16 protein-coding genes and 1 other RNA gene are annotated in these 18,421 nt (G+C 48.7%); 5 read left to right on the top strand and 12 right to left on the bottom strand.

The genetic code is table 11. The features are described from left to right. Nucleotides 1-2: 2 nt before the first annotated feature. The 5 genes from dnaX to DW949_RS11520 all read right to left on the bottom strand — a co-directional run bounded on the left by dnaX (nucleotide 3) and on the right by DW949_RS11520 (nucleotide 5,536). Nucleotides 3-1,937 carry a DNA polymerase III subunit gamma/tau gene (gene dnaX / locus DW949_RS11540; protein ID WP_118023366.1) on the bottom strand — a complete coding sequence of 645 codons (1,935 nt, stop codon included), beginning with the start codon at nucleotides 1,935-1,937 and terminating at the stop codon, nucleotides 3-5. Nucleotides 1,938-1,987: 50 nt separating this feature from the next. After that, nucleotides 1,988-2,207, bottom strand: an RNA gene (gene ffs / locus DW949_RS11535) — signal recognition particle sRNA large type. 53 nt (nucleotides 2,208-2,260) lie between these two features. Continuing rightward, nucleotides 2,261-3,358: an OmpA family protein gene (locus DW949_RS11530; protein WP_118023365.1), complete on the bottom strand. Its 1,098-nt coding sequence runs from the start codon at nucleotides 3,356-3,358 to the stop codon at nucleotides 2,261-2,263. A 160-nt stretch (nucleotides 3,359-3,518) separates the two neighbouring features. Then, nucleotides 3,519-5,069, bottom strand: coding sequence for a M20/M25/M40 family metallo-hydrolase (locus DW949_RS11525; RefSeq protein ID WP_118023364.1), 1,551 nt, complete (start codon nucleotides 5,067-5,069; stop codon nucleotides 3,519-3,521). A gap of 17 nt (nucleotides 5,070-5,086) precedes the next feature. Then, a complete protein-coding gene (locus DW949_RS11520; RefSeq protein ID WP_118023363.1) occupies nucleotides 5,087-5,536 on the bottom strand; it encodes a GtrA family protein in 450 nt (149 codons plus the stop codon). A 169-nt stretch (nucleotides 5,537-5,705) separates the two neighbouring features. On the opposite strand from DW949_RS11520, the gene DW949_RS11515 reads away from it, so the two are divergent. Beyond that, a complete protein-coding gene (locus DW949_RS11515; RefSeq protein ID WP_118023362.1) occupies nucleotides 5,706-6,296 on the top strand; it encodes a phosphoribosyltransferase family protein in 591 nt (196 codons plus the stop codon). 50 nt (nucleotides 6,297-6,346) lie between these two features. Here the strand turns inward: DW949_RS11515 and DW949_RS11510 are convergent, their stop codons facing one another. From DW949_RS11510 to dapF, 4 genes are all read right to left on the bottom strand, one after another. Next, nucleotides 6,347-6,934, bottom strand: a complete 588-nt coding sequence (locus DW949_RS11510) for a hydrolase (RefSeq protein ID WP_118023361.1) — start codon at nucleotides 6,932-6,934, stop codon at nucleotides 6,347-6,349. Between the two features lie 120 nt (nucleotides 6,935-7,054). Continuing rightward, on the bottom strand, nucleotides 7,055-8,203 hold the full coding sequence (gene sfsA, locus DW949_RS11505; protein ID WP_118023360.1) for a DNA/RNA nuclease SfsA: 1,149 nt from the start codon (nucleotides 8,201-8,203) through the stop codon (nucleotides 7,055-7,057). Continuing rightward, a complete protein-coding gene (locus tag DW949_RS11500; RefSeq protein WP_158570682.1) occupies nucleotides 8,193-9,077 on the bottom strand; it encodes an ROK family protein in 885 nt (294 codons plus the stop codon). Before DW949_RS11500 ends, sfsA begins: the two co-directional genes overlap by 11 nt. A gap of 141 nt (nucleotides 9,078-9,218) precedes the next feature. Further along, nucleotides 9,219-10,058 (bottom strand): diaminopimelate epimerase, encoded by an 840-nt coding sequence (gene dapF, locus DW949_RS11495; RefSeq protein ID WP_118023358.1) that lies wholly within the window; start codon nucleotides 10,056-10,058, stop codon nucleotides 9,219-9,221. Nucleotides 10,059-10,231: 173 nt separating this feature from the next. Here dapF and DW949_RS11490 point away from each other — a divergent pair, with 173 nt between their 5' ends. After that, entirely contained in the window at nucleotides 10,232-11,071 is an 840-nt protein-coding gene (locus tag DW949_RS11490; RefSeq protein ID WP_118023357.1) for an AraC family transcriptional regulator, read from the top strand. A 20-nt stretch (nucleotides 11,072-11,091) separates the two neighbouring features. Here DW949_RS11490 and DW949_RS11485 read toward each other — a convergent pair whose 3' ends face one another. Beyond that, the gene (locus DW949_RS11485; protein WP_118023356.1) at nucleotides 11,092-13,371 is read right to left on the bottom strand and encodes a hydratase; all 2,280 of its coding nucleotides are present in this window, start codon (nucleotides 13,369-13,371) and stop codon (nucleotides 11,092-11,094) included. Between the two features lie 314 nt (nucleotides 13,372-13,685). Here DW949_RS11485 and DW949_RS11480 point away from each other — a divergent pair, with 314 nt between their 5' ends. Both DW949_RS11480 and DW949_RS11475 read left to right on the top strand, forming a co-directional pair. Then, nucleotides 13,686-15,026 carry a citrate synthase gene (locus tag DW949_RS11480; RefSeq protein WP_118023355.1) on the top strand — a complete coding sequence of 447 codons (1,341 nt, stop codon included), beginning with the start codon at nucleotides 13,686-13,688 and terminating at the stop codon, nucleotides 15,024-15,026. 2 nt (nucleotides 15,027-15,028) lie between these two features. After that, nucleotides 15,029-16,024, top strand: a complete 996-nt coding sequence (locus DW949_RS11475; protein ID WP_118023354.1) for an isocitrate/isopropylmalate dehydrogenase family protein — start codon at nucleotides 15,029-15,031, stop codon at nucleotides 16,022-16,024. 81 nt (nucleotides 16,025-16,105) lie between these two features. Here the strand turns inward: DW949_RS11475 and DW949_RS11470 are convergent, their stop codons facing one another. Together DW949_RS11470 and deoD are read right to left on the bottom strand one after the other, a co-directional pair. Then, nucleotides 16,106-16,420: an MGMT family protein gene (locus DW949_RS11470; protein ID WP_118023353.1), complete on the bottom strand. Its 315-nt coding sequence runs from the start codon at nucleotides 16,418-16,420 to the stop codon at nucleotides 16,106-16,108. 28 nt (nucleotides 16,421-16,448) lie between these two features. Next, nucleotides 16,449-17,156, bottom strand: coding sequence for a purine-nucleoside phosphorylase (gene deoD, locus DW949_RS11465; RefSeq protein WP_118023352.1), 708 nt, complete (start codon nucleotides 17,154-17,156; stop codon nucleotides 16,449-16,451). A gap of 165 nt (nucleotides 17,157-17,321) precedes the next feature. Here deoD and DW949_RS11460 point away from each other — a divergent pair, with 165 nt between their 5' ends. Beyond that, a complete protein-coding gene (locus tag DW949_RS11460) occupies nucleotides 17,322-18,278 on the top strand; it encodes an NAD(P)H-dependent glycerol-3-phosphate dehydrogenase (protein WP_118023351.1) in 957 nt (318 codons plus the stop codon). Nucleotides 18,279-18,421 lie beyond the last annotated feature (143 nt).

The raw sequence follows: 18,421 nt of genomic DNA, 5'->3' as shown, positions 1-18,421 counted from the left end.
GCTTATTTTTTAGTTTCTATATATATATGACAGTCTCCCAGCTTCTGGAGCACCGGTTCCAGAACCTGGCGCGCTGCCGGAGGGATGTCCCCGGGAGCCACCGGTTCCATGGCCGCCTCTTCTTCCGGAACGGATACTGCATGTGATTCCGTTTTTTCCGGAGAAGCGGGAGATCGGGTCACCGTGATTTCACTGTTTTTTTTTTCGTAGCCTGCCAGTTCGGGATCTCCTTCCTGATAGGCCCGCATATGATAGCCTCTGCCCAGGATACCGGCCAGGGCTTCATCGACATATTTATAGTAATCTTCCCGGTTGGCCCTCTTGACCATAAAGGCCGATTTTAATACCAGGATAACTTCTGTTTCTCCAATATATATGACCTTGCCCAGTCGTATACAGGATACGACCTGCATCTTCTTCTTCTTTTCCAGTATCTGGCAGACCTGTTTCCAGATTGCATCATAATTTTCCGGTACCTGTACCGGATGGGATGGAGCCGTTTCCGCTGAGGTATTATGGGATGTACGGGAAGGAGCGGCCTGTACCGGCGGAGTATCTGGTACGGACTGTTCCACTTTTACAGAAGGTTCCTTTTCCTGTACGGATGGAACAGGAGACATCCTTTCTGGAGGCGCCTTGAAAAATCCGGCATCGTCATACGGTTCGTCCGGCAATGCTCCGGAACTGGAAAATTCATCGTCTGGCAACGGAATCTCTTCCGTTTCTTTTTTGACATTTCCCGATGGCATCCGGATCCGGGACAACGCTTGTTCAAGCCGTGTCACCCGGTCTGTCAGTGCCTGGATCTGCGCCGCATCTGCCGAAGGTTCCGAACCGGCATGAGTACTGGCCGTCCCGCCCTGGCTTGCCATGAGCAGCCCCATTTCCACGGCAACGCGCGGGGCCGGCGAATTTTTAGCCGTCATGAGCGCTTCCTGAAGTACGCCGAGAATGCGGAAGACCTGTCCCGGTTCGACCCGTTCTGCCTGGGCTGCCAGTTCTTTCATCGAATCAGCATAAGCCGAAAGTGTATCCGATTTGGGCGCTGCCTGATACAGCATGAGTGCCCGCAGGTGTTCCAATAGTTCTGTCAGTATGACCCGGGGCTCTTTTCCCATACGGACTATATCATCGACAGCACTGATGATGACGTCCCCTTTATGGGAAAATACGGCATCGGCCAAGGAAAACAGCCAGTCTCTGCCCACCAGTCCCAGTAGATTGCGGACCAGCGTTTCATTGATGGTCCCATCGGCATTACTTACACACTGGTCCAGAAGGCTCAGGGCATCGCGCATACCTCCGTCAGCCTGCACCGAAAGGATATGGGCAGCCCCTCTGGTAATATCAATGTGCTCCTGATCAGCTATGTAGAGAATCCGTTCTGCTATGTCATGACTGGTAATGCGGCGGAATTCATAGCGCTGGCAGCGGGACAGGATGGTCATCGGGATTTTTTCCGGCTCTGTCGTAGCCAGGATGAAGATGACATGGGCCGGCGGTTCTTCCAGAGTCTTGAGAAGGGCATTAAATGCTTCTGTCGTCAGCATATGCACTTCATCAATAATGTAAATCTTCTTCCGGCCTTCTGCTGGCATGAATTTGATTGTTTCCCGCAAGTTTCGTATATCTTCGATGCTGCGGTTGGATGCCGCGTCGATTTCTACGACATCAAGGGATTCCCCGGCAAGGATATGACGGCATACATCGCACGTATTGCATGGATGGGACGTCGGCCCATGAACGCAATTCATGGCCCGGGCAAAGATTTTAGCCGTACTGGTCTTGCCTGTGCCACGGGGACCGGAAAACAGGTAGGCATGGGCTACTTTATCCGTATCTATTGCTTTTTGCAGGGTTTCCGTAATCTGGCGCTGGCCCACTACGTCTTCGAAGGTCTTAGGACGCCATTTACGATATAGCGCGATATATGCCATGATAGTCCTTTCGGAAAGATGTAAAAAAAAGCAGCTAACGGCATAGCTGCTTTGACCAACTGAAAAGTACTCGTGTATGACAACCCGTCAGGTTGCCTCATGGCACATGGAAATGACTACTTATCGCTGCTTCCTCTCGGACCTGACGAGGTTCATAGGTTCCCATTGCACAAGTCCCAACGGATTGCCACGCACCAGTACTTTTATTCTGTTAGCTATGTAATTATATCGTATAAATGGAAAAATAGCAAGCATTTTTACATTGTAAAACCGGTATAAAAAAGGCCCGTCTCATAAGGCAGGCCTTTTTATACATCTTATTCTTATTTATGTTCCCAGATATCAACACGGCGGTTGTCAGCACGGCCCTGATCGGTATCGTTGCTGGCTACAGGATCATGGAAGGATTTGTAATCCAGGATCATCTGAGAAGCCGGTACGCCATTATTGACAGCATACTGAGCTACATTATCTACACGGCGTTTGGAAAGATCCGTGTTGTATGCATCGCTGCCCTTGGAGTCTGTATTACCTGTCAGTTTGAACTGTTCTGTCGGGTTGGCTTTGGCAACGGATACGAAGTTGTCGAGTTTGCCCTGTTCAGAAGCAAGCGGCTGATCTTCGTCGAATCCGAAGTGGATGCTGTCGAGATAGTAATCATTATATACATGCGGAGCTTCTACGGGAGCCGGAGCCGGAGCTTCATAGACAGGAGCCGGAGCTTCTTCTACCGGAGCTGCTTTGTGGCCGCCACCGAAACGATAGGACAGGCCGGCGATAAAGCCTTTATAGGAAATGTTGGCATCGTCTTTCAGGCCGATTTCACCTTTGTCAGCCAGTTTCGTGTTGAGGTAACGGTAACCGGCGCTGATGTCGAGGTCCGGCGTAATGCTGTAGCCGAGGCCTGCTTCCCACATAGAAGTGTTCTTCGTGCCGAGAGCGCCTTTAGCATAGATGTCGAAATTCTTGGCAAGCGGAGCTTTGGCGATAAGGCCGATCTGAGCAACGTTATTGGTATCGCTCCAACCGCCGAGGTCGTTATTGATACGGTTCCAGCCGGCGAATACAGCAAAGTTCTTGTTAAGGCCATAGACGAGGTTGACTTCGTGTTCGTCGCCATCTGTCTTATAACCTGCTGTTTCATGATTGCCTTCAGTTTTCAGGCCATAGTAGTTATACTGCAAGGCCAATTTGTCCGTAAAAGCATAAGAAAGACCGCCCTGGAAATTCCATTTGGAATCAGAGCTTACATCTCCACTGCCATTATACCAGTTGGAAGAATCTACTTCAGCCTTCGGATTCCAGGCGCCGAGGTCGATCTGCCACTGGCCCTGTTCAAACTGTGTCTGCGGAGTTGCAAACGCAAACGAAGATACGCACGCTGCCGCAGCAACGAGTGCCAATACTTTCTTTTTCATCATAAGTATCCCACGCTTTCATAAATAAATGCATCATTGATTCATAACAATTTCTAATAAAAAATCATTACGGACCTTTGTTACGTCTTTATACTACCACTTGATTGTTACAGTTTTGTTACAATTTTCTAGAAAGTACAATAAAAAAGAATTACGGTTTGCTCTATTCTGCCGTTTCGCCTACATAGCTTATAACCTTACGCAATACATTAGGAAGCCGGGAGGATACACTGTCTATATTGACCCGTTCAGTCCGTTCATGCAGGTCTTTTCCCCATGGCCCCAGGAGCAGGAAGGGTATCTGCATTTCTTCCATAGCGCTGAAATCAAATCCATAGGACTTTCCCCACAGAGGTAAATTATGTTCCAGCAGTGATTCATCCAGATTCGGATCGACACAGCAATAGCTGCAGTCGGAGACACCGTTGAAATAATGGTCATAGCGGATATCCGTCATTTCCCCGATGACCTGCCGCAGCCCGTCGTACCGCCCATCATGGAGAATCAGACTATCTGCTGCCGGATAATATGGCGGGGCAAAGGTAATGATGACCATAGGCTGATTCATGCCCGTAAAATCGAGGACGGCTTCTATCAGGCGTATCGTTTCCTGGGCGTAAGACGTTTCTCCTTTCTGAAAGCGGATAAAACTGTTGTTTTTGGCATTTTCATAGAATACATCAAATCCCGGATAGTCTTCCGCCCGTTTCAGCAGTTCGGCACTGGTCATGACTTCCATCGAAAGGCCGGGACCGGTATGGCTCAGGGCGTCTGCAACGGCTTTCTGGGCCACATTTCTCAGCAGATACATGACGTCCTCCGGTGTCTTCGTATAGGTCATGAAATTGGCACAGGCAGCAGCCCGGTGCGGCAGGGATACGTCATATTTGTCTTTGCGGTCCCGCTGAAAAATCCAGGCCGGCGGCGGCGTCATTTCGTCACCACAGGTATCGGCCAGAGACGCATCTCCTTCTGTTTCCGCTACGATACGTGACAACACCCCCAGCGGATTGATTCCCTGCTGATAATTGCCTACATGAACTGATTTTCCCTGTACGATGACAACAGGCAGGAGCTTTCCTACTGAACCAGTAAAAGCCACGATTTTCCCGTTTTCTTTTTCGTTTGGTTCACTATTGATGAGGACGCGGTAAATGAGTCCATACGTATCACGCAGTTCCTTCAATACAGGCACTGCTGTCCGCATTCCCGTCGAGTACGATTCTTCGTCAGGCAGGGAGACAAAAAGCAGTCCGGCTTCACCGCCCCCCTGGGCCGCATATTCTTCGAATACCGCCAGCTGGGCTGCCGCTCCGCCCTTCATATCGCAGGAACCGCGTCCGACCATCCATTCGCCGCTCTTTAAGTCGGAAAGGACGGATTCGTCTTTTTCAAACTGTATCAGTTCCTGCAGTAGTCTGTCCGGAGAAAAGGCATCATCCCGCAGGATGCCATACGCCTCTGTACCGACGACATCGTGATGATTGAGGAAAATGACCGTGTCTTTTTTCCGCCCCGGTATAAACCCGCAGACGACAGACCGGCCGGCCGGATCGTTGGGGACACGCATGAGACTGACCTTTACCATATCTCCCATGGAGGACAGTTTTTTCTGCAGATACTTTTCCATATCGACTTCCTTGGCCGTATTTGTTTCACTGTCGATGGCAATCATTTCTTTCAGGATATCTAATACACGCTGCTCTTTTTCCATAACCCCATCCCCTTTTTTTATTTAAAAATCCATTTTTTACGTGACAAATAATTCCATACGGTCACAATAGCGCTGGCCATGATTTTTGCCGGAAGCGGCGGCAGTCCCAGGATGGACGGCGATGTGAAAATCCACATGAGAAGCAGGTTCCACCCCAGTCCGATGACACTGACGAGAAATACGAGAGAAATTTCCGCACCGCGCTGATAGCGGCTGCCACTGTCAAACACAAAGACGTTACAGAGAATATAGTGGTACAATGTCGAAATGGCAAAAGCCAAGGTCGTCGCTGCCAGTACATTCTGCGTCTGCAGAGAAAACACGGATGCTCCGGTCAGGGCCTGGAAAATCAGATAGAACAGCCCCCATTCCAGGAGAGCCGCGCTGCCGCCGACCAGAAGATACATGAACAATTTCATGTACTCGTTGTTTGTATAGTCAAATCCAAAAATCTTTTTCTGTTTCATACGGTCCTTTCCGCAGTGATTTCCTGTATCTGTGCCAGCGATTGTTATAGTATATTTTTATTATAGGACATATAAAAAATAAATGCTATAAATTTTATCATTTCTATAGCATAATTATTTAAAAAAATGTATACTTAATGTGTGTAGTGTCCCAGGGAGGTGATAGAATATGGCCCCATCGCCTGAATCAACCTATAAAGTAGAATTTAACCATCACGTATATACGCTGCCTGTCTGCCAGGGAGCCGGCGGCAGCAGCCTGATCAAGGTCGATTTTATACATAACCCATATTTGATGCATGATGCCGCAGTGGAAGCCAACCGTTACATGAACCACAATATCAGCAATCATATCGATATCATCGTAACGCCCGAATGCCGTTGCATTACGCTGGCAACACAGCTGGCCTTTATGAATGGCTGCCAGGTCATTATGCTCCGCAAATCCTTATCTGCTGATGAGGAACAGCATCCGTTCTGGAGCGGCACCTATCAGTCACGCACCCATAACGGACTGGAACACCTGTATCTGACAGAAGATAAGGCACGGATGATGGAAGGAAAACAAGTCCTGGTCCTCGACGACGTGTCGAGCACAGGCAAGACCCTTATTGCCATCCACAACGTATTGGAAAATGTAAACGTGCGGGCTTCTTTCTTTGCTATTTTTGATGAAGATTGTGAAAAAGACAAACGGCTGGCAACCCTGCCTTCGTATTATTTCCTGAAGACACTGCCTGTACCGGATTACAGTGAATGAAAAAGGAGACTGCCCGATGACAATCCATCAGGCGGTCTCCTGAACGATTTTTATTCTTCTACCCCTGTCAGTTCCAGACATTCTTTCCGTGCCGAATCTTCGCAGGAACGCATAGCCAGAATCGTTTTTTCAAAGAGGTCATTCAAATCCCAGCCCAGCATTTCTGCACCGTTTTTGATGACGTCCCGGGAACAGCCGGCGGCAAACCGTTTGTCTTTGAATTTCTTTTTCAGGCTTTTGACTTCCATATCTTTTGTGCTTTTCGATGGACGCATCTTGGCAGCGGCCCAGATAAGGCCAGTCAGTTCGTCTGCAGCGTAAAGCACCTTTTCCATCATATGTTCCGGTTTGACATCGACAGTCAGGCCGTATCCATGGCTGACGACACCGTGGATCAGTTTATCATCGGCATGGATTTCAGCGAGGAGTTCCGGCGCCTTTTTGCAATGCTGTTCCGGATATTTTTCAAAATCAATATCATGGAGCAGTCCTACGAGCCCCCAGAAATCGACGTCATCGCCGTATCCCAGTTCCTTGGCATACCAGCGCATGACACCTTCGACGGTAAGGCCATGCATGATATGGAACGGTTCCCCGTTATATTTGCGAAGTAAAGCTAGTGCTTCTGCTCTTTCCATGTTTTATATACCCCCTGTATTTACATTAGATTAGTATTTATTATACCATAGAAATAAGCCGTGGCCAGCCTTTTTTGCCACGGCTTCTATATTTTTAGAATATAATTCTATAACTGTAATTCAAATACCGGCATATATCTCGTCATCCAGACGGTTCATGCGGAAATCTTCGACGATCTGAATGAAGGAAGGCAGATGGACGGGATTTTCTGAAAAGCCAAATAAATGACTGGCGCAGTCACAATCGGTACAACCAAAGCCTTCTATCCGCCACATGGCAATACTATCGACGGCATGAGCCAGATCATGCTCCAGGTCCTGAGTCGTCCGTATGGGAATGGCCGCAACAACATCAGCATACTGACGCAGATAATCGATATGCCAGTGCATGTTCTTGCGGCGCCGCTGATGACGGGCCAGACGGGCAGTAAGATGTTTCCGGGCTGATCCCGTATACACGTAATATCCGGCTGGAAAATGCAGGCTGCCTCTGGCCCCGATGACAATGTCTTCCGTCTCTTTCAGATGCATGACAAAGAGATAATCGCCACAGTCATGATGTTCCCTTATAAGAACGTCTTCAGGATAGGAAAGAAGTCGTGCCGGTGACGGTTCCGTAAAGGACGGGTCCCACGAAAGAGCCAGCGCCTTCCAGTCCAGATCCGGCGCAGCTTCCATGAACGCCGAGGCAAAATCGGGATCTGTATGATAATCGGGCAGGAACCAGCGGGCCCGGTCCCAGTGTACAAGAAACAACAGTCCCGTATGAATGCCCTGACGGTGCATGGCCGCCAGTTCCAGGATATGTTTGCGTCCCCGTGCCGTGACTGCGTCAGGAAACATAGCCCCCGTGCGACTGAACAGAGTACACGATTTGACTTCTACATAAAATAATTCTTTTCCCCGTCCCAGAAGCAGATCAAACCGGCTGTCCCCGACGGTAACTTCCCGGCGCAGGAGCTGCCAGTCTTCCCATCCCGGAATCTTTTTTTCTGCAATCAGGCGGGCCGCCGTATCGTTGTTATACTGGGTATCGAGGAGGATGGGCACGCCGTCCCGCTCCACTCCCACTACATCCCAGGCCGTCCGCCGTCCCGGCTTGGCACTGTGCCGGACATAGAGCTTCGTACCCGGGTACAACAATTCCCACATCCGTCCCGGATTCGGCATATGACAGCGTTCTTCTCTGCCATGGATAGAAACAAAGGCGATGAACCGGTTGGGCCGGCTGATAAAATATCCAATTTCTACAGGTTCTTTATATATCATGGTGACGTACTTTCTGTAATAACCAATATAGTGCGCCGGTCAGGGCTGCCGTTTCTCCCAGATGAGCAAAGGTGACGCGCGTATGTTCATATACCATGGGTCGGAGTCTTTTTTTGAGTTCTCCCATGAGAAGGGGCCGGACATACCGCATCTGGGCCGCCAGACTGCCGCTGATGATGACCATATCGGGATTGTAAAGATAGCAGATATTGGCAATCCCGGCAGCCATATGATCGACAAGGCGGCGGATTGCCATGACTGCCACAGCATCACCGCTTTTTGCCTGACGGAACAGCTTTTTCTCATCCAGCGAGGATGCCGGAACCTGCCGGGCTGCAGCGACATTCTGAAGAAGGGCTTGTATGGAGGCGGCTTCGCCAAAGGTCACGGAAGAACCGATTTTCATATAACCGATTTCTCCGGCGCTGAAAGAAGCACCATGGAGTATACATCCATCGATGACAGCAGCACCGCTGATACGGTTTCCCATGCTCAGGCAGAACAGCAGATGGGACCGCTGTCCGGCACCGAGCCAGTATTCCCCCAGAGCCGTGCATTTGACCGTATTTTCCACACTGCACGGGAGTCCGCAGGCTGCCGTCACCGATTCTGCCAGATGATAGTCCTGACCCTGTTCCTCTCCGGAAAGGATGATACCTTCTCCCGGTTCGACCAGACAGGGAACCGACAGAGCCAGTCCGTCCAGTTTTTCTTCTCCGTCATAAGAACGGACTATAGAATGAAGTGCCTGCACTACCGACTTCCAGTCTTTCTCCGTTACAGGGATTCCTTTGGAGTCTGACAACGTTCCCCTTTCGTCAGCCAGACTATAAACAATCATATCCGTACGGATATCGGCACATATATAGTTCATAGGCACACATCCCTTCGCATATCGGTTATATCTGACAGAAAACCTTACTGGCATTCTTTTCTAGTATAGCATATTTACTGCTCCGGTGACACGAAAAAAAGAGCCGTCTCCAGGACAGCCCTTTCATTTCTTCTATAGTTTTCAGTCTTCCAGCCATTCACCGGTAAAGGTAACAGCAGCCGGACCGGTCATATATACGTTGCCGTCTTCTTCATTGTATTCGATATGAAGAGTACCGAGATACAACTGGACATCGACGCTGCGTCCCGTAAAGCCATTGAGGAACGAACCGACAGCGCAGGCACAGGAACCGGTTCCGCAGGCCAGGGTGGCACCAGCTCCGCGTTCCCACGTATGGACTTTGATCGTATGATCATCTATGACCTGTACGAAATTCATGTTCGTCTTGCGGGGAAAGGCTTTATACGTTTCAAATTTAGGTCCCAGTTCAGGAAGATTGACAGCGTCTACATCTTTGACATAAGTCATCGTGTGGGGTACGCCCATGAGAAGACTGGTAATACGATAGGTTTTTCCATCGATTTCGACAGGTTCGTCAATGACAGGGCCTGCCGGGCCTTCCATAGGAATCTGGGCACGGTCCGTAAAGGGTTTTCCCATATTGATGGTGACCAGGCTGACTTTGCCGTCATCCCCTACGGTTACTTTCGGTTTCATAATGCCTGCCAGTGTTTCTACAGCAAATTCTTTTTTCTGGATAATGCCATGATCATATACATATTTGGCAAAGCAGCGGATGCCATTGCCGCACATTTCCGCTTCACTGCCATCGGCATTAATAATCCGCATGCGTACATCGGCTGTATCACTAGGGACGATTACGATGATGCCATCGGCGCCAATGCCCGTATGAGGAGCACACATCTTTCTGGCAAGTCCGGAAAAATCTTTATCTGCTCCGTTTTTATCTTCCAGGAATACAAAATCATTGCCTAACCCATGCATTTTTACAAATTTCATAGGATATACCTCCAAACTCTATCTAGTTTTATATAGACACATTCATTTCTTCTTGAAATCTTACAAGCAGTATTATACAATAACCGAAAGTGACAAATATATGTAAATAATGCTTTATATATTGCAAATTCTGTTTAATCAAAGAGTGAATTTTAGTAAAAAAGGAGAAACCGATGGCAGAAAAAACAGGATATCTCTACGAAAAATTCCGGCTGTTCCATGTCTGCGATAAAAAGTCCTGGACTTGTCCCTATCATTATCATGACTTCGACAAAATCACACTGTTTCTGCAGGGCCATGTCACCTATGATATTGAAGGCACGTCCTATGTATTGCAACCTTTCGATGTCGTCGTCATTCCCGCTGGCCAGATTCATCGTCCTGTCATCAGTGGCGATGACGTCTATGAACGGATTATCGCTTATTTGTCTCCTTCCTTCATAGATTCTTTTGCCCGCCGCGGTTTCCCTGTCCGTCCTGTATTTCAGACTCCCTCGCCTATTCTGCGCCAGCATCAGGAAGCAGGCAGCGTATACAGCACGGCCTGCCGGCTCCGTCAGGCCTGGTCCGTCAGCGGGCCGGCCGGCGATATACTGAAAGAGGCCATTTTTACGGAATTCCTCATATATCTCACCCAGGCTGTCAACGATAAAAAAATCGGTTATGTCCATCAGGACAAAAAAAATGAAAAAATCGTGCAGGTCATGGATTACATAGCTGCTCATCTGACCGAAAAGCTGACCATTTCTTCTATTGCCCGGGCCTGCTTTCTCAGTCCGGACTACATCATGCATCTGTTTAAAGAAGAAACGGGACTTTCTATCGGCCAGTATATAACTACTAAACGTTTGCAAAAAGCCCGTCACCTCATCGAAGAGGGACGGGCTCTCACTACCGTATGTTACGATTGCGGTTTCACTCATTATTCCACGTTTTACCGTGCCTGGAAAAAGCAATATGCCATTGCGCCCAAATACAGCAATCAGATTCTCGATTCAGATTTTACGGAATAATCTCAGATTCTGTGGACATGTCAGCGGTTGCGATTGAAATTAATGAGGCATCCGGCTTTGACGATTTCCTTTTCCGTATCGGTCATAGGCGCAATATACAAATCCAGTTCTTTCCATGAGCCGACAACGTAAGCCCTGATATGCTGCAGGTCGCCCGAAAGGGCCTGGCGTACACCGGGAATAAAGATATAGTCGCCTACTTCAAATTCCGGTTCTCCCCGCATCTGGAACGGCAGCATCCCCCAGTTCATGACATTGGAACGGTACCGTTTGGTTGCATATTCCTGGCATATATTGGCCAGTCCTCCCAGGACGCGCTGGCAGCTGGCAGCCTGTTCACGGGCAGAACCGTCACCGGGACGGGTGCAGTAAATCATGCTGCCGATTTCCGTCGTCTTCATCGAAGTCTGTGGGAAATGCTGGCTGATCGTCTGGTACACACCTTTCATATCCGGGTCCACTCCTGCCGGGCATTGTCCGGAAAGACGTGCCTGTTCTAGTTTCTGGACGTCTTTGGCCCGTCCCACGTAACCAGGATCGCGGCGGGACAGGGTAAACTCAGCAAGACCCAGGGGATTGGAACGATAAGAACTCGTTTCTCCTGACGGAATCAGTTCGTCTGTCGTCGTGACGGCATCGGTAATTTTGGAACATACCCGGAGGAGGATATCATCGGCCAATGGTTCCATAGCCGGCCAGTCCTTGATATTCGGCCCATAAATGAGATCCGCACCGGTTTCTGCTTTGCCAAATCCGTGGTATACACGGGCTGCATAGGCACTGTCATCATAGTCATAAGGCGGTACTTCATAGTCATCGGCATAGGCTTCCGCTGATGTGAGGACACCGCCATTGGCAGCGGTTGCCGCAATAGAACGGGCATCCATGAGTGCCACAGCAGCGAACTGTCCCTGACCGGGCTTGCTGCCTTCACGGTTCGGGAAATTCCGCGTCGTATGACGGATGCTGAGCGCGTTATTGGCCGGTGTATCACCAGCACCAAAGCAGGGACCACAAAAAGCCGTCTTAAAGACAGCACCAGCTGCCAGAAGTTCTGAAACAGCACCTTTTTTGACAAGATCCATATAAACGGGCTGACTGGACGGATATACATCGAGGGAAAATACGCCATTGCCACACGATGCATTCTTCAGTATATGCGCTGCTGCCATGACATTGACATAATTGCCTCCGGCACAGCCGGCAATGACGCCCTGCTGGACATGGAGCCGGCCATCGACGAGTTTATCGGTCAGACTGAAGGGAATGTCCCTGTCCCCGATGAGTTCCTGGGCCCGTTTTTCTGCTTCCCGGAGAATATCACCGGCATTCTGATTAAATTCATCGATTTCATAAGAATTGCTCGGATGGAATGGAAGGGCAATCATCGGCTTGATCGTCGAAAGATTTACTTCGACAAACCCATCATAATATGCCACATCAGCCGGATTTAATTCTTTGTATGCATCGGGCCGGCCGTGCTGGGTAAGGTAGGCTTTCGTGTCATCATCGGTACGCCATACGGACGACAGACAGGTCGTTTCTGTCGTCATAACATCGACACTGTTACGGTAATCTGTCGTCATGGAAGCAACGCCGGGACCAACAAATTCCATGACCTTATTTTTTACGTAGCCATTTTTGAATACAGCACCGACGATGGCAATAGCAATATCATGAGGTCCTACGCCGGGGCGGGGCCGGCCCGTCAGATATACGCCGACGACGCCGGGATAGGCAATGTCATAGGTATCGCAAAGGAGCTGTTTGACCAGTTCACCGCCGCCTTCCCCCATAGCCATCGTTCCCAGGGCTCCGTACCGTGTATGGCTGTCCGAGCCCAGAATCATGCGGCCGCAGCCGGCCATTTTTTCCCGCATATACTGATGGATGACGGCAATATGGGGCGGTACATAGATGCCGCCGTATTTTTTAGCCGCTGATAATCCAAAAAGATGGTCATCTTCATTGATCGTACCGCCGACGGCACAAAGAGAATTGTGACAATTGGTCATGACATACGGCAGTGGAAACTTCGTCATGCCTGATGCCTTGGCTGTCTGGATAATCCCTACAAAAGTGATGTCATGGGAAGCCATAGCATCAAATTTTATTTTCAGATGATCCATATCCGGAGCTGTATTATGCTGTTTTAAAATAGAATAGGCAATCGTTCCCTTCTGCCCTTCTTTTTTAGAAAGAGCATGACCTGCCAGAGCCTCTGCCTTTTTTTCTTCTTGTTCCGGAACGACTTCTGTCCCATGGATGAGCCAGGCACCACCGTCAAATAGCTTTATCATCGCCTTGATTCCTCCCTTATTGTACAATTGTTTTTGTTTGCTGATATTGAAATGAACGTAAATAATTTTCACATATTGAAAATATTATTCGTTACGTCCATATTATATCATAATTATTCTTATCCTGCCTAGTGTCAGAAATGGGAAAATTATTTTCGCCATTCGTTTTACTTTTCCCGTAATTATGCTATAATAACTTATACTCTCAGAGAGCTTGGCGGAGTAAATCTATGAATGTATAAATATAAAAAATGATAAATATTTAAAAGTTTTCATTTCGTTATTTATACCGTTATCGGAAAGAGAGGAATTTCATGGATAAGAATATTTATCTGGCGCAATTTTATGGCAAATCACAAAACTACACACAGATTCCGCGTGAATGGTTCCCTAAGTTTGGCGTCAAACGGGGTCTGCGTAATGAAGACCATACAGGCGTATTAGTCGGTCTGACCCGGGTTGCCGATGTCGTCGGCTATAAACGCGACGCCGAAGGCCATAAAATAGATTGTGACGGCATCCTGTACTATCGTGGTATCGATGTGCGTACTCTCATCGAACGGGAAGATTATCACGGTTTTCTCTATGAGGAAGCCTGTTTTCTTCTCCTTTTCGGCTACCTGCCGACACGGGAAGAACTCGATGCCTTCTGTAAAGTCCTGCAGAGCGGCTATGACCTGCCTGACGAATTTCTGGAAATGAATCTCCTGCGTCTGCCCGGCAAGAACCTGATGAACAAATTACAGCATGCACTCATCACATTGTACAATTATGACCCCGATCCGGATAATATCGATGTCTATCAGACATTGCGCAAAGGCCTCAATATTATGAGTAAACTGCCCTCTATTGCCGTCTACGCCTATATGTCCAAAGTACATTATTACAACCGGCAGAGTCTGGTCATCCACTATCCCCGTAAAGATTACTCGACGGCCCAGAATATCCTTTCCATGCTCCGCCTGGACGGCAGATTTACTGAAGAAGAAGCGCATCTTCTCGATATTCTCCTCTTTCTCCATGCCGATCACGGCGGCGGTACCAACTCGACCTTTGCCAATCTCGTCGTGTCTTCTACCAATACGGACATCTATTCTGCCATGGCCGCTTCTATCGCAGCCCTCAAGGGGCCCCGTCACGGCGGTGCCAATGTCAAAGTATCCATCATGATGGAACGCATTATCGATGCCATCGGTATCAAGGCGACCGATGCCCAGATGGAAGATGTCGTACATAAAATACTGCAGAAGAAATTCAAGAACCACAGCGGTCTGGTCTACGGATTCGGTCACGCCGTTTATACGCTGTCCGATCCCCGTGCCGAAATCATGCGCCACTTCTGCGGCATCGTTGCCAAAGAAAAAGGCATGGATGAAATATACAATTTCTACCGCCGCTTTGAAAAAGTAGCCATAAAAACTCTTTCCGAAGCCAAAGGAACCCACATGTGCAGCAATGTCGATTACTACAGCGGCTTTGCGTATCAGCTTCTGGGGATTCCCCGTGATCTGTATACGCCGCTCTTTGTCATCAGTCGTTTCGTCGGCTGGCTGGCTCATAATATCGAACATAAACAATATGACGACCGCATCGTCCGTCCGGCTGCCAAGTATGTCGGCGAAATCCGCGAATATATTCCTATGGAGGATCGATAACGATGAAAACGATTACTGTATTTAAAGGCGATGGCATTGGCCCGGAAATCACCGATGCCGTCATTGACATCCTGAATGCTGCCAAAGCCCCTCTTGATTATGAATTTTTCAACGTAGGTGCTGCTGAATACGAACGCCACGGTGCCCTCGTGCCGGATGCCGCATTCCAGTCCTTTGAAAAGACGCACATCCTGCTCAAATCGCCAATTACCACACCGGTCGGCAAAGGATTCCGTTCCATTAATGTCATGCTGCGCAAAAAATACGATCTCTTTGCCAATATCCGCCCGGCAAAATCCAACACAGCCGTCAAAACGCCATTTCCCAACGTCAATCTGGTGACGTTCCGTGAAAACACAGAAGATCTCTATGCCGGCGTAGAAGAAAAAATCAATGATGATGAAATGCATTCCATCAAAATCATTACCCGTCATGCCAGCAGCCGCATCATCCGCGCCGCTTTTGAGTACGCCCTGTCCCATAATCGTCATAAAGTGACCTGCGTCCACAAAGCCAATATCATGAAACTCAGCGATGGCATGTTCTTGTCCATTTTCCGCGATATAGCCAAAGAATATCCCCAGATTGAAAGTGATGACAAAATCGTAGACAACACGTGCATGCAGTTGGTCATGCATCCCGAAAACTTCGATGTCATGGTCATGCCGAATCTTTACGGCGACATCATTTCCGACCTGACAAGTGGCCTTATCGGCGGCCTGGGTCTTCTTCCGTCCATGAATATCGGCAGCGACTACGCTATGTTCGAAGCCGTCCATGGCAGTGCTCCTGATATTGCCGGCAAACACATTGCCAATCCTACAGCCCTTCTCTGGTCGGCCTGCATGCTCCTCGAATACATAGGAGAAACAGACACGGCTTCAGCAATCCGCCGTGCCGTCGATGAGGTGCTGGCTGAAAAGAAATGCCTCACACCGGATCTGGGGGGAACAGCTAAAACAGAAGAATACCGCGACGCTATCATCGCCAAACTCTGAAACAGAAGATATGACAAAAGCGATGTACCTGTAATAACGTCTATTACAGATACATCGCTTTTTTTGCGTAACCTGTCTGGTTCAAATCATACCCTCATCCCATTGATACGTTTTCATATCCACACAGCCATTTTTCTTAAATGCAACGCCCTCTTTTTCCAGAAGCTTCCTTTGTGATGAAAAAGAAGGTGCCAGTCTGCCGGCACTATTGACAACCCGGTGGCAGGGATATCTGCCATAATATTCTGCCATACTCAGGACTTTTCCTACCAGACGGGCATTGTTATCTCTGCCGATGAGCCGTGCAATCTGTCCGTAAGAAGCGACCCGGCCTTCCGGTATTTCACTGACCACGGAAAGAATTTCATAAATCAGGTCATCCTGTAAAACGGTCATATCGCTGCCTTCTGCCGTACGGATTTTTTCATTCGCTCACTGCCGTATCGAGGGCAATGCGGATCATGTCATTGAACGAAGTCTGCCGTTCTTCTGCCGTGCAGGCATCCCCCGTCAGGAGATGGTCGCTGACCGTAAAAATCCCCAGGGCATGGGCTTTATATTTCGCTGCCAGGATATACAGAGCGGCTGTTTCCATTTCTACAGCCATGATACCATAATCGGTGAGTTTTTTATTATCGATTTCTTCATCATAAAAACGGTCTACCGATACGATATTGCCGACGCGGACGGAAAGGTCGTTGGCTCTGGCTTTTTCATAGGCCGTGCGGAGCAGATCAAAATCAGCCAGAGGAGCATAGTTGATAGACGGGCCGAAAATATTGCGGACAATGGATGAATCGGTCGTAGCCCCCTGGGCAATGAGGACATCCCGCAGCTGTATATCTTCCCGCATGGCGCCACACGTACCGACGCGGATCAGGGTCTTTACTCCGTAGCTTTCCAGGAGTTCATGGACATAAATAGAAATGGATGGGATTCCCATTCCCGTTCCCATGACAGAAACGCGCTGTCCTTTATACGTACCTGTATATCCCAGAATATTGCGTACGCGGTTAAAACACCGGGCGCCTTCCAGAAATGTTTCAGCGATATATTTTGCCCGCAAAGGGTCTCCGGGAAGTAAAATACGGTCTGCAATCTCTCCGTCTCTGGCTTCAATATGTAAACTCATGACAAGGACTCCTTTCTCCATTCAGAATTATTTTGATATATGTATTGTATCATGAATCCTGTTAGTCTGCCTAATTTTATCCTGCTCCTGATTCATGGTATAATATAAACGCACAGGAATACATCCTGTTTGTTGATTCTTGTATCATCCGGAGGTTTTCTCTTTATGAATATTACCGTTTTAGGCTGTGGCCGCTGGGGATCTTTCCACGCCTGGTATGCCCATCGTATCGGTCATAATGTCACGCTCTGGGGCCGTCCCGGTTCTCCCCATCTGGCAGAACTCATTTCACAGCGTCAGAATGAATATCTTCATCTGCCTCTCGGCATTGCCCTCACGGCAGATCTTACAGCAGCCCTGGCTGGTGCCGATATCGTCATTATCAGTATCAGTGCCCAGCAGCTTCGCAGTCTGGCAAAACAAATCAGAGCTACGCGTCTGACTCATATGCCCTTTGTTCTATGCATGAAGGGACTGGAAAAGGGATCCGGTAAACGGCTTTCTACTGTTATGAAAGAAGAACTGGGAGAAGATGTCCGTACCGTCGTCTGGGTAGGTCCCGGCCATGTACAGGAGTTTCTTTCCGGCATGCCGAACTGCATGGTCATGGCCTCGGATAATAAAGAACGGACGCGGCGCATTGCCGACATTTTCAGCAGTTCTCTCATCCGCTTTTATTATGGAACGGATCTACTGGGTACGGAAATCGGCGCAGCTGCCAAAAATGTCTATGGCATTGCTGCCGGCATGCTCGATGGATTTCATTACAGCAGTCTTAAAGGTGCTCTTATGGCCCGGGGTACCCATGAATTATCCCATCTCATCGCCGCTATGGGTGGCAGTGCCATGACCGTATATGGACTGAGCCATCTTGGGGACTATGAAGCAACACTCTTTTCCCAGCACAGCAATAACCGCCGTTTTGGTGAAGATTTTATTCTGCAGAAACCATTCCATAAATTAGCCGAAGGGGTATATACCTGTGAAGCGCTCATGGATTTGTCGTCTCAATGGCAGGTAGAGCTTCCCATCACCCAGGCTATTTACGATATCATTTTCCAGCACAAAGATCCGGCAGAAGAACTGCGTACGCTTTTCCTTCGTTCCCAGAAGGAGGAATGACAGCTGGATCATTGCAAAGGAATAACTAAAGAACAGGCTGCCGCATGAAGTATGAACTGCTCCCCGTCAAGAGGACAATAAAAAATATAAGATTTCTTTGGTCGGCAGATTCGTCTGCCGGCCTTTTTACGCAGCTACATACA

The sequence above is a fragment of the Megasphaera sp. AM44-1BH genome (assembly GCF_003467125.1).
In the GTDB taxonomy this organism is placed as follows: Bacteria; Bacillota; Negativicutes; order Veillonellales; family Megasphaeraceae; genus Megasphaera.
The sequence above is the reverse complement of the archived record's forward strand: the minus strand, read 5'-3'. Positions and strand labels throughout refer to the sequence as shown.

Bases quoted from the DNA above. Each gene is read 5' to 3' on its own strand.
- DW949_RS11475 (WP_118023354.1), top strand. From the start codon at position 15,029: ATGAAAACGATTACTGTATTTAAAGGCGATGGCATTGGCCCGGAAATC.
- DW949_RS11460 (WP_118023351.1), top strand. From the start codon at position 17,322: ATGAATATTACCGTTTTAGGCTGTGGCCGCTGGGGATCTTTCCACGCC.
- deoD (WP_118023352.1), bottom strand. From the start codon at position 17,156: ATGAGTTTACATATTGAAGCCAGAGACGGAGAGATTGCAGACCGTATT.
- DW949_RS11500 (WP_158570682.1), bottom strand. From the start codon at position 9,077: ATGAACTATATATGTGCCGATATCCGTACGGATATGATTGTTTATAGT.
- sfsA (WP_118023360.1), bottom strand. From the start codon at position 8,203: ATGATATATAAAGAACCTGTAGAAATTGGATATTTTATCAGCCGGCCC.
- DW949_RS11480 (WP_118023355.1), top strand. From the start codon at position 13,686: ATGGATAAGAATATTTATCTGGCGCAATTTTATGGCAAATCACAAAAC.
- DW949_RS11530 (WP_118023365.1), bottom strand. From the start codon at position 3,358: ATGATGAAAAAGAAAGTATTGGCACTCGTTGCTGCGGCAGCGTGCGTA.
- DW949_RS11490 (WP_118023357.1), top strand. From the start codon at position 10,232: ATGGCAGAAAAAACAGGATATCTCTACGAAAAATTCCGGCTGTTCCAT.
- dapF (WP_118023358.1), bottom strand. From the start codon at position 10,058: ATGAAATTTGTAAAAATGCATGGGTTAGGCAATGATTTTGTATTCCTG.
- DW949_RS11520 (WP_118023363.1), bottom strand. From the start codon at position 5,536: ATGAAACAGAAAAAGATTTTTGGATTTGACTATACAAACAACGAGTAC.
- DW949_RS11510 (WP_118023361.1), bottom strand. From the start codon at position 6,934: ATGGAAAGAGCAGAAGCACTAGCTTTACTTCGCAAATATAACGGGGAA.
- DW949_RS11470 (WP_118023353.1), bottom strand. From the start codon at position 16,420: ATGACCGTTTTACAGGATGACCTGATTTATGAAATTCTTTCCGTGGTC.
- DW949_RS11515 (WP_118023362.1), top strand. From the start codon at position 5,706: ATGGCCCCATCGCCTGAATCAACCTATAAAGTAGAATTTAACCATCAC.
- dnaX (WP_118023366.1), bottom strand. From the start codon at position 1,937: ATGGCATATATCGCGCTATATCGTAAATGGCGTCCTAAGACCTTCGAA.
- DW949_RS11485 (WP_118023356.1), bottom strand. From the start codon at position 13,371: ATGATAAAGCTATTTGACGGTGGTGCCTGGCTCATCCATGGGACAGAA.
- DW949_RS11525 (WP_118023364.1), bottom strand. From the start codon at position 5,069: ATGGAAAAAGAGCAGCGTGTATTAGATATCCTGAAAGAAATGATTGCC.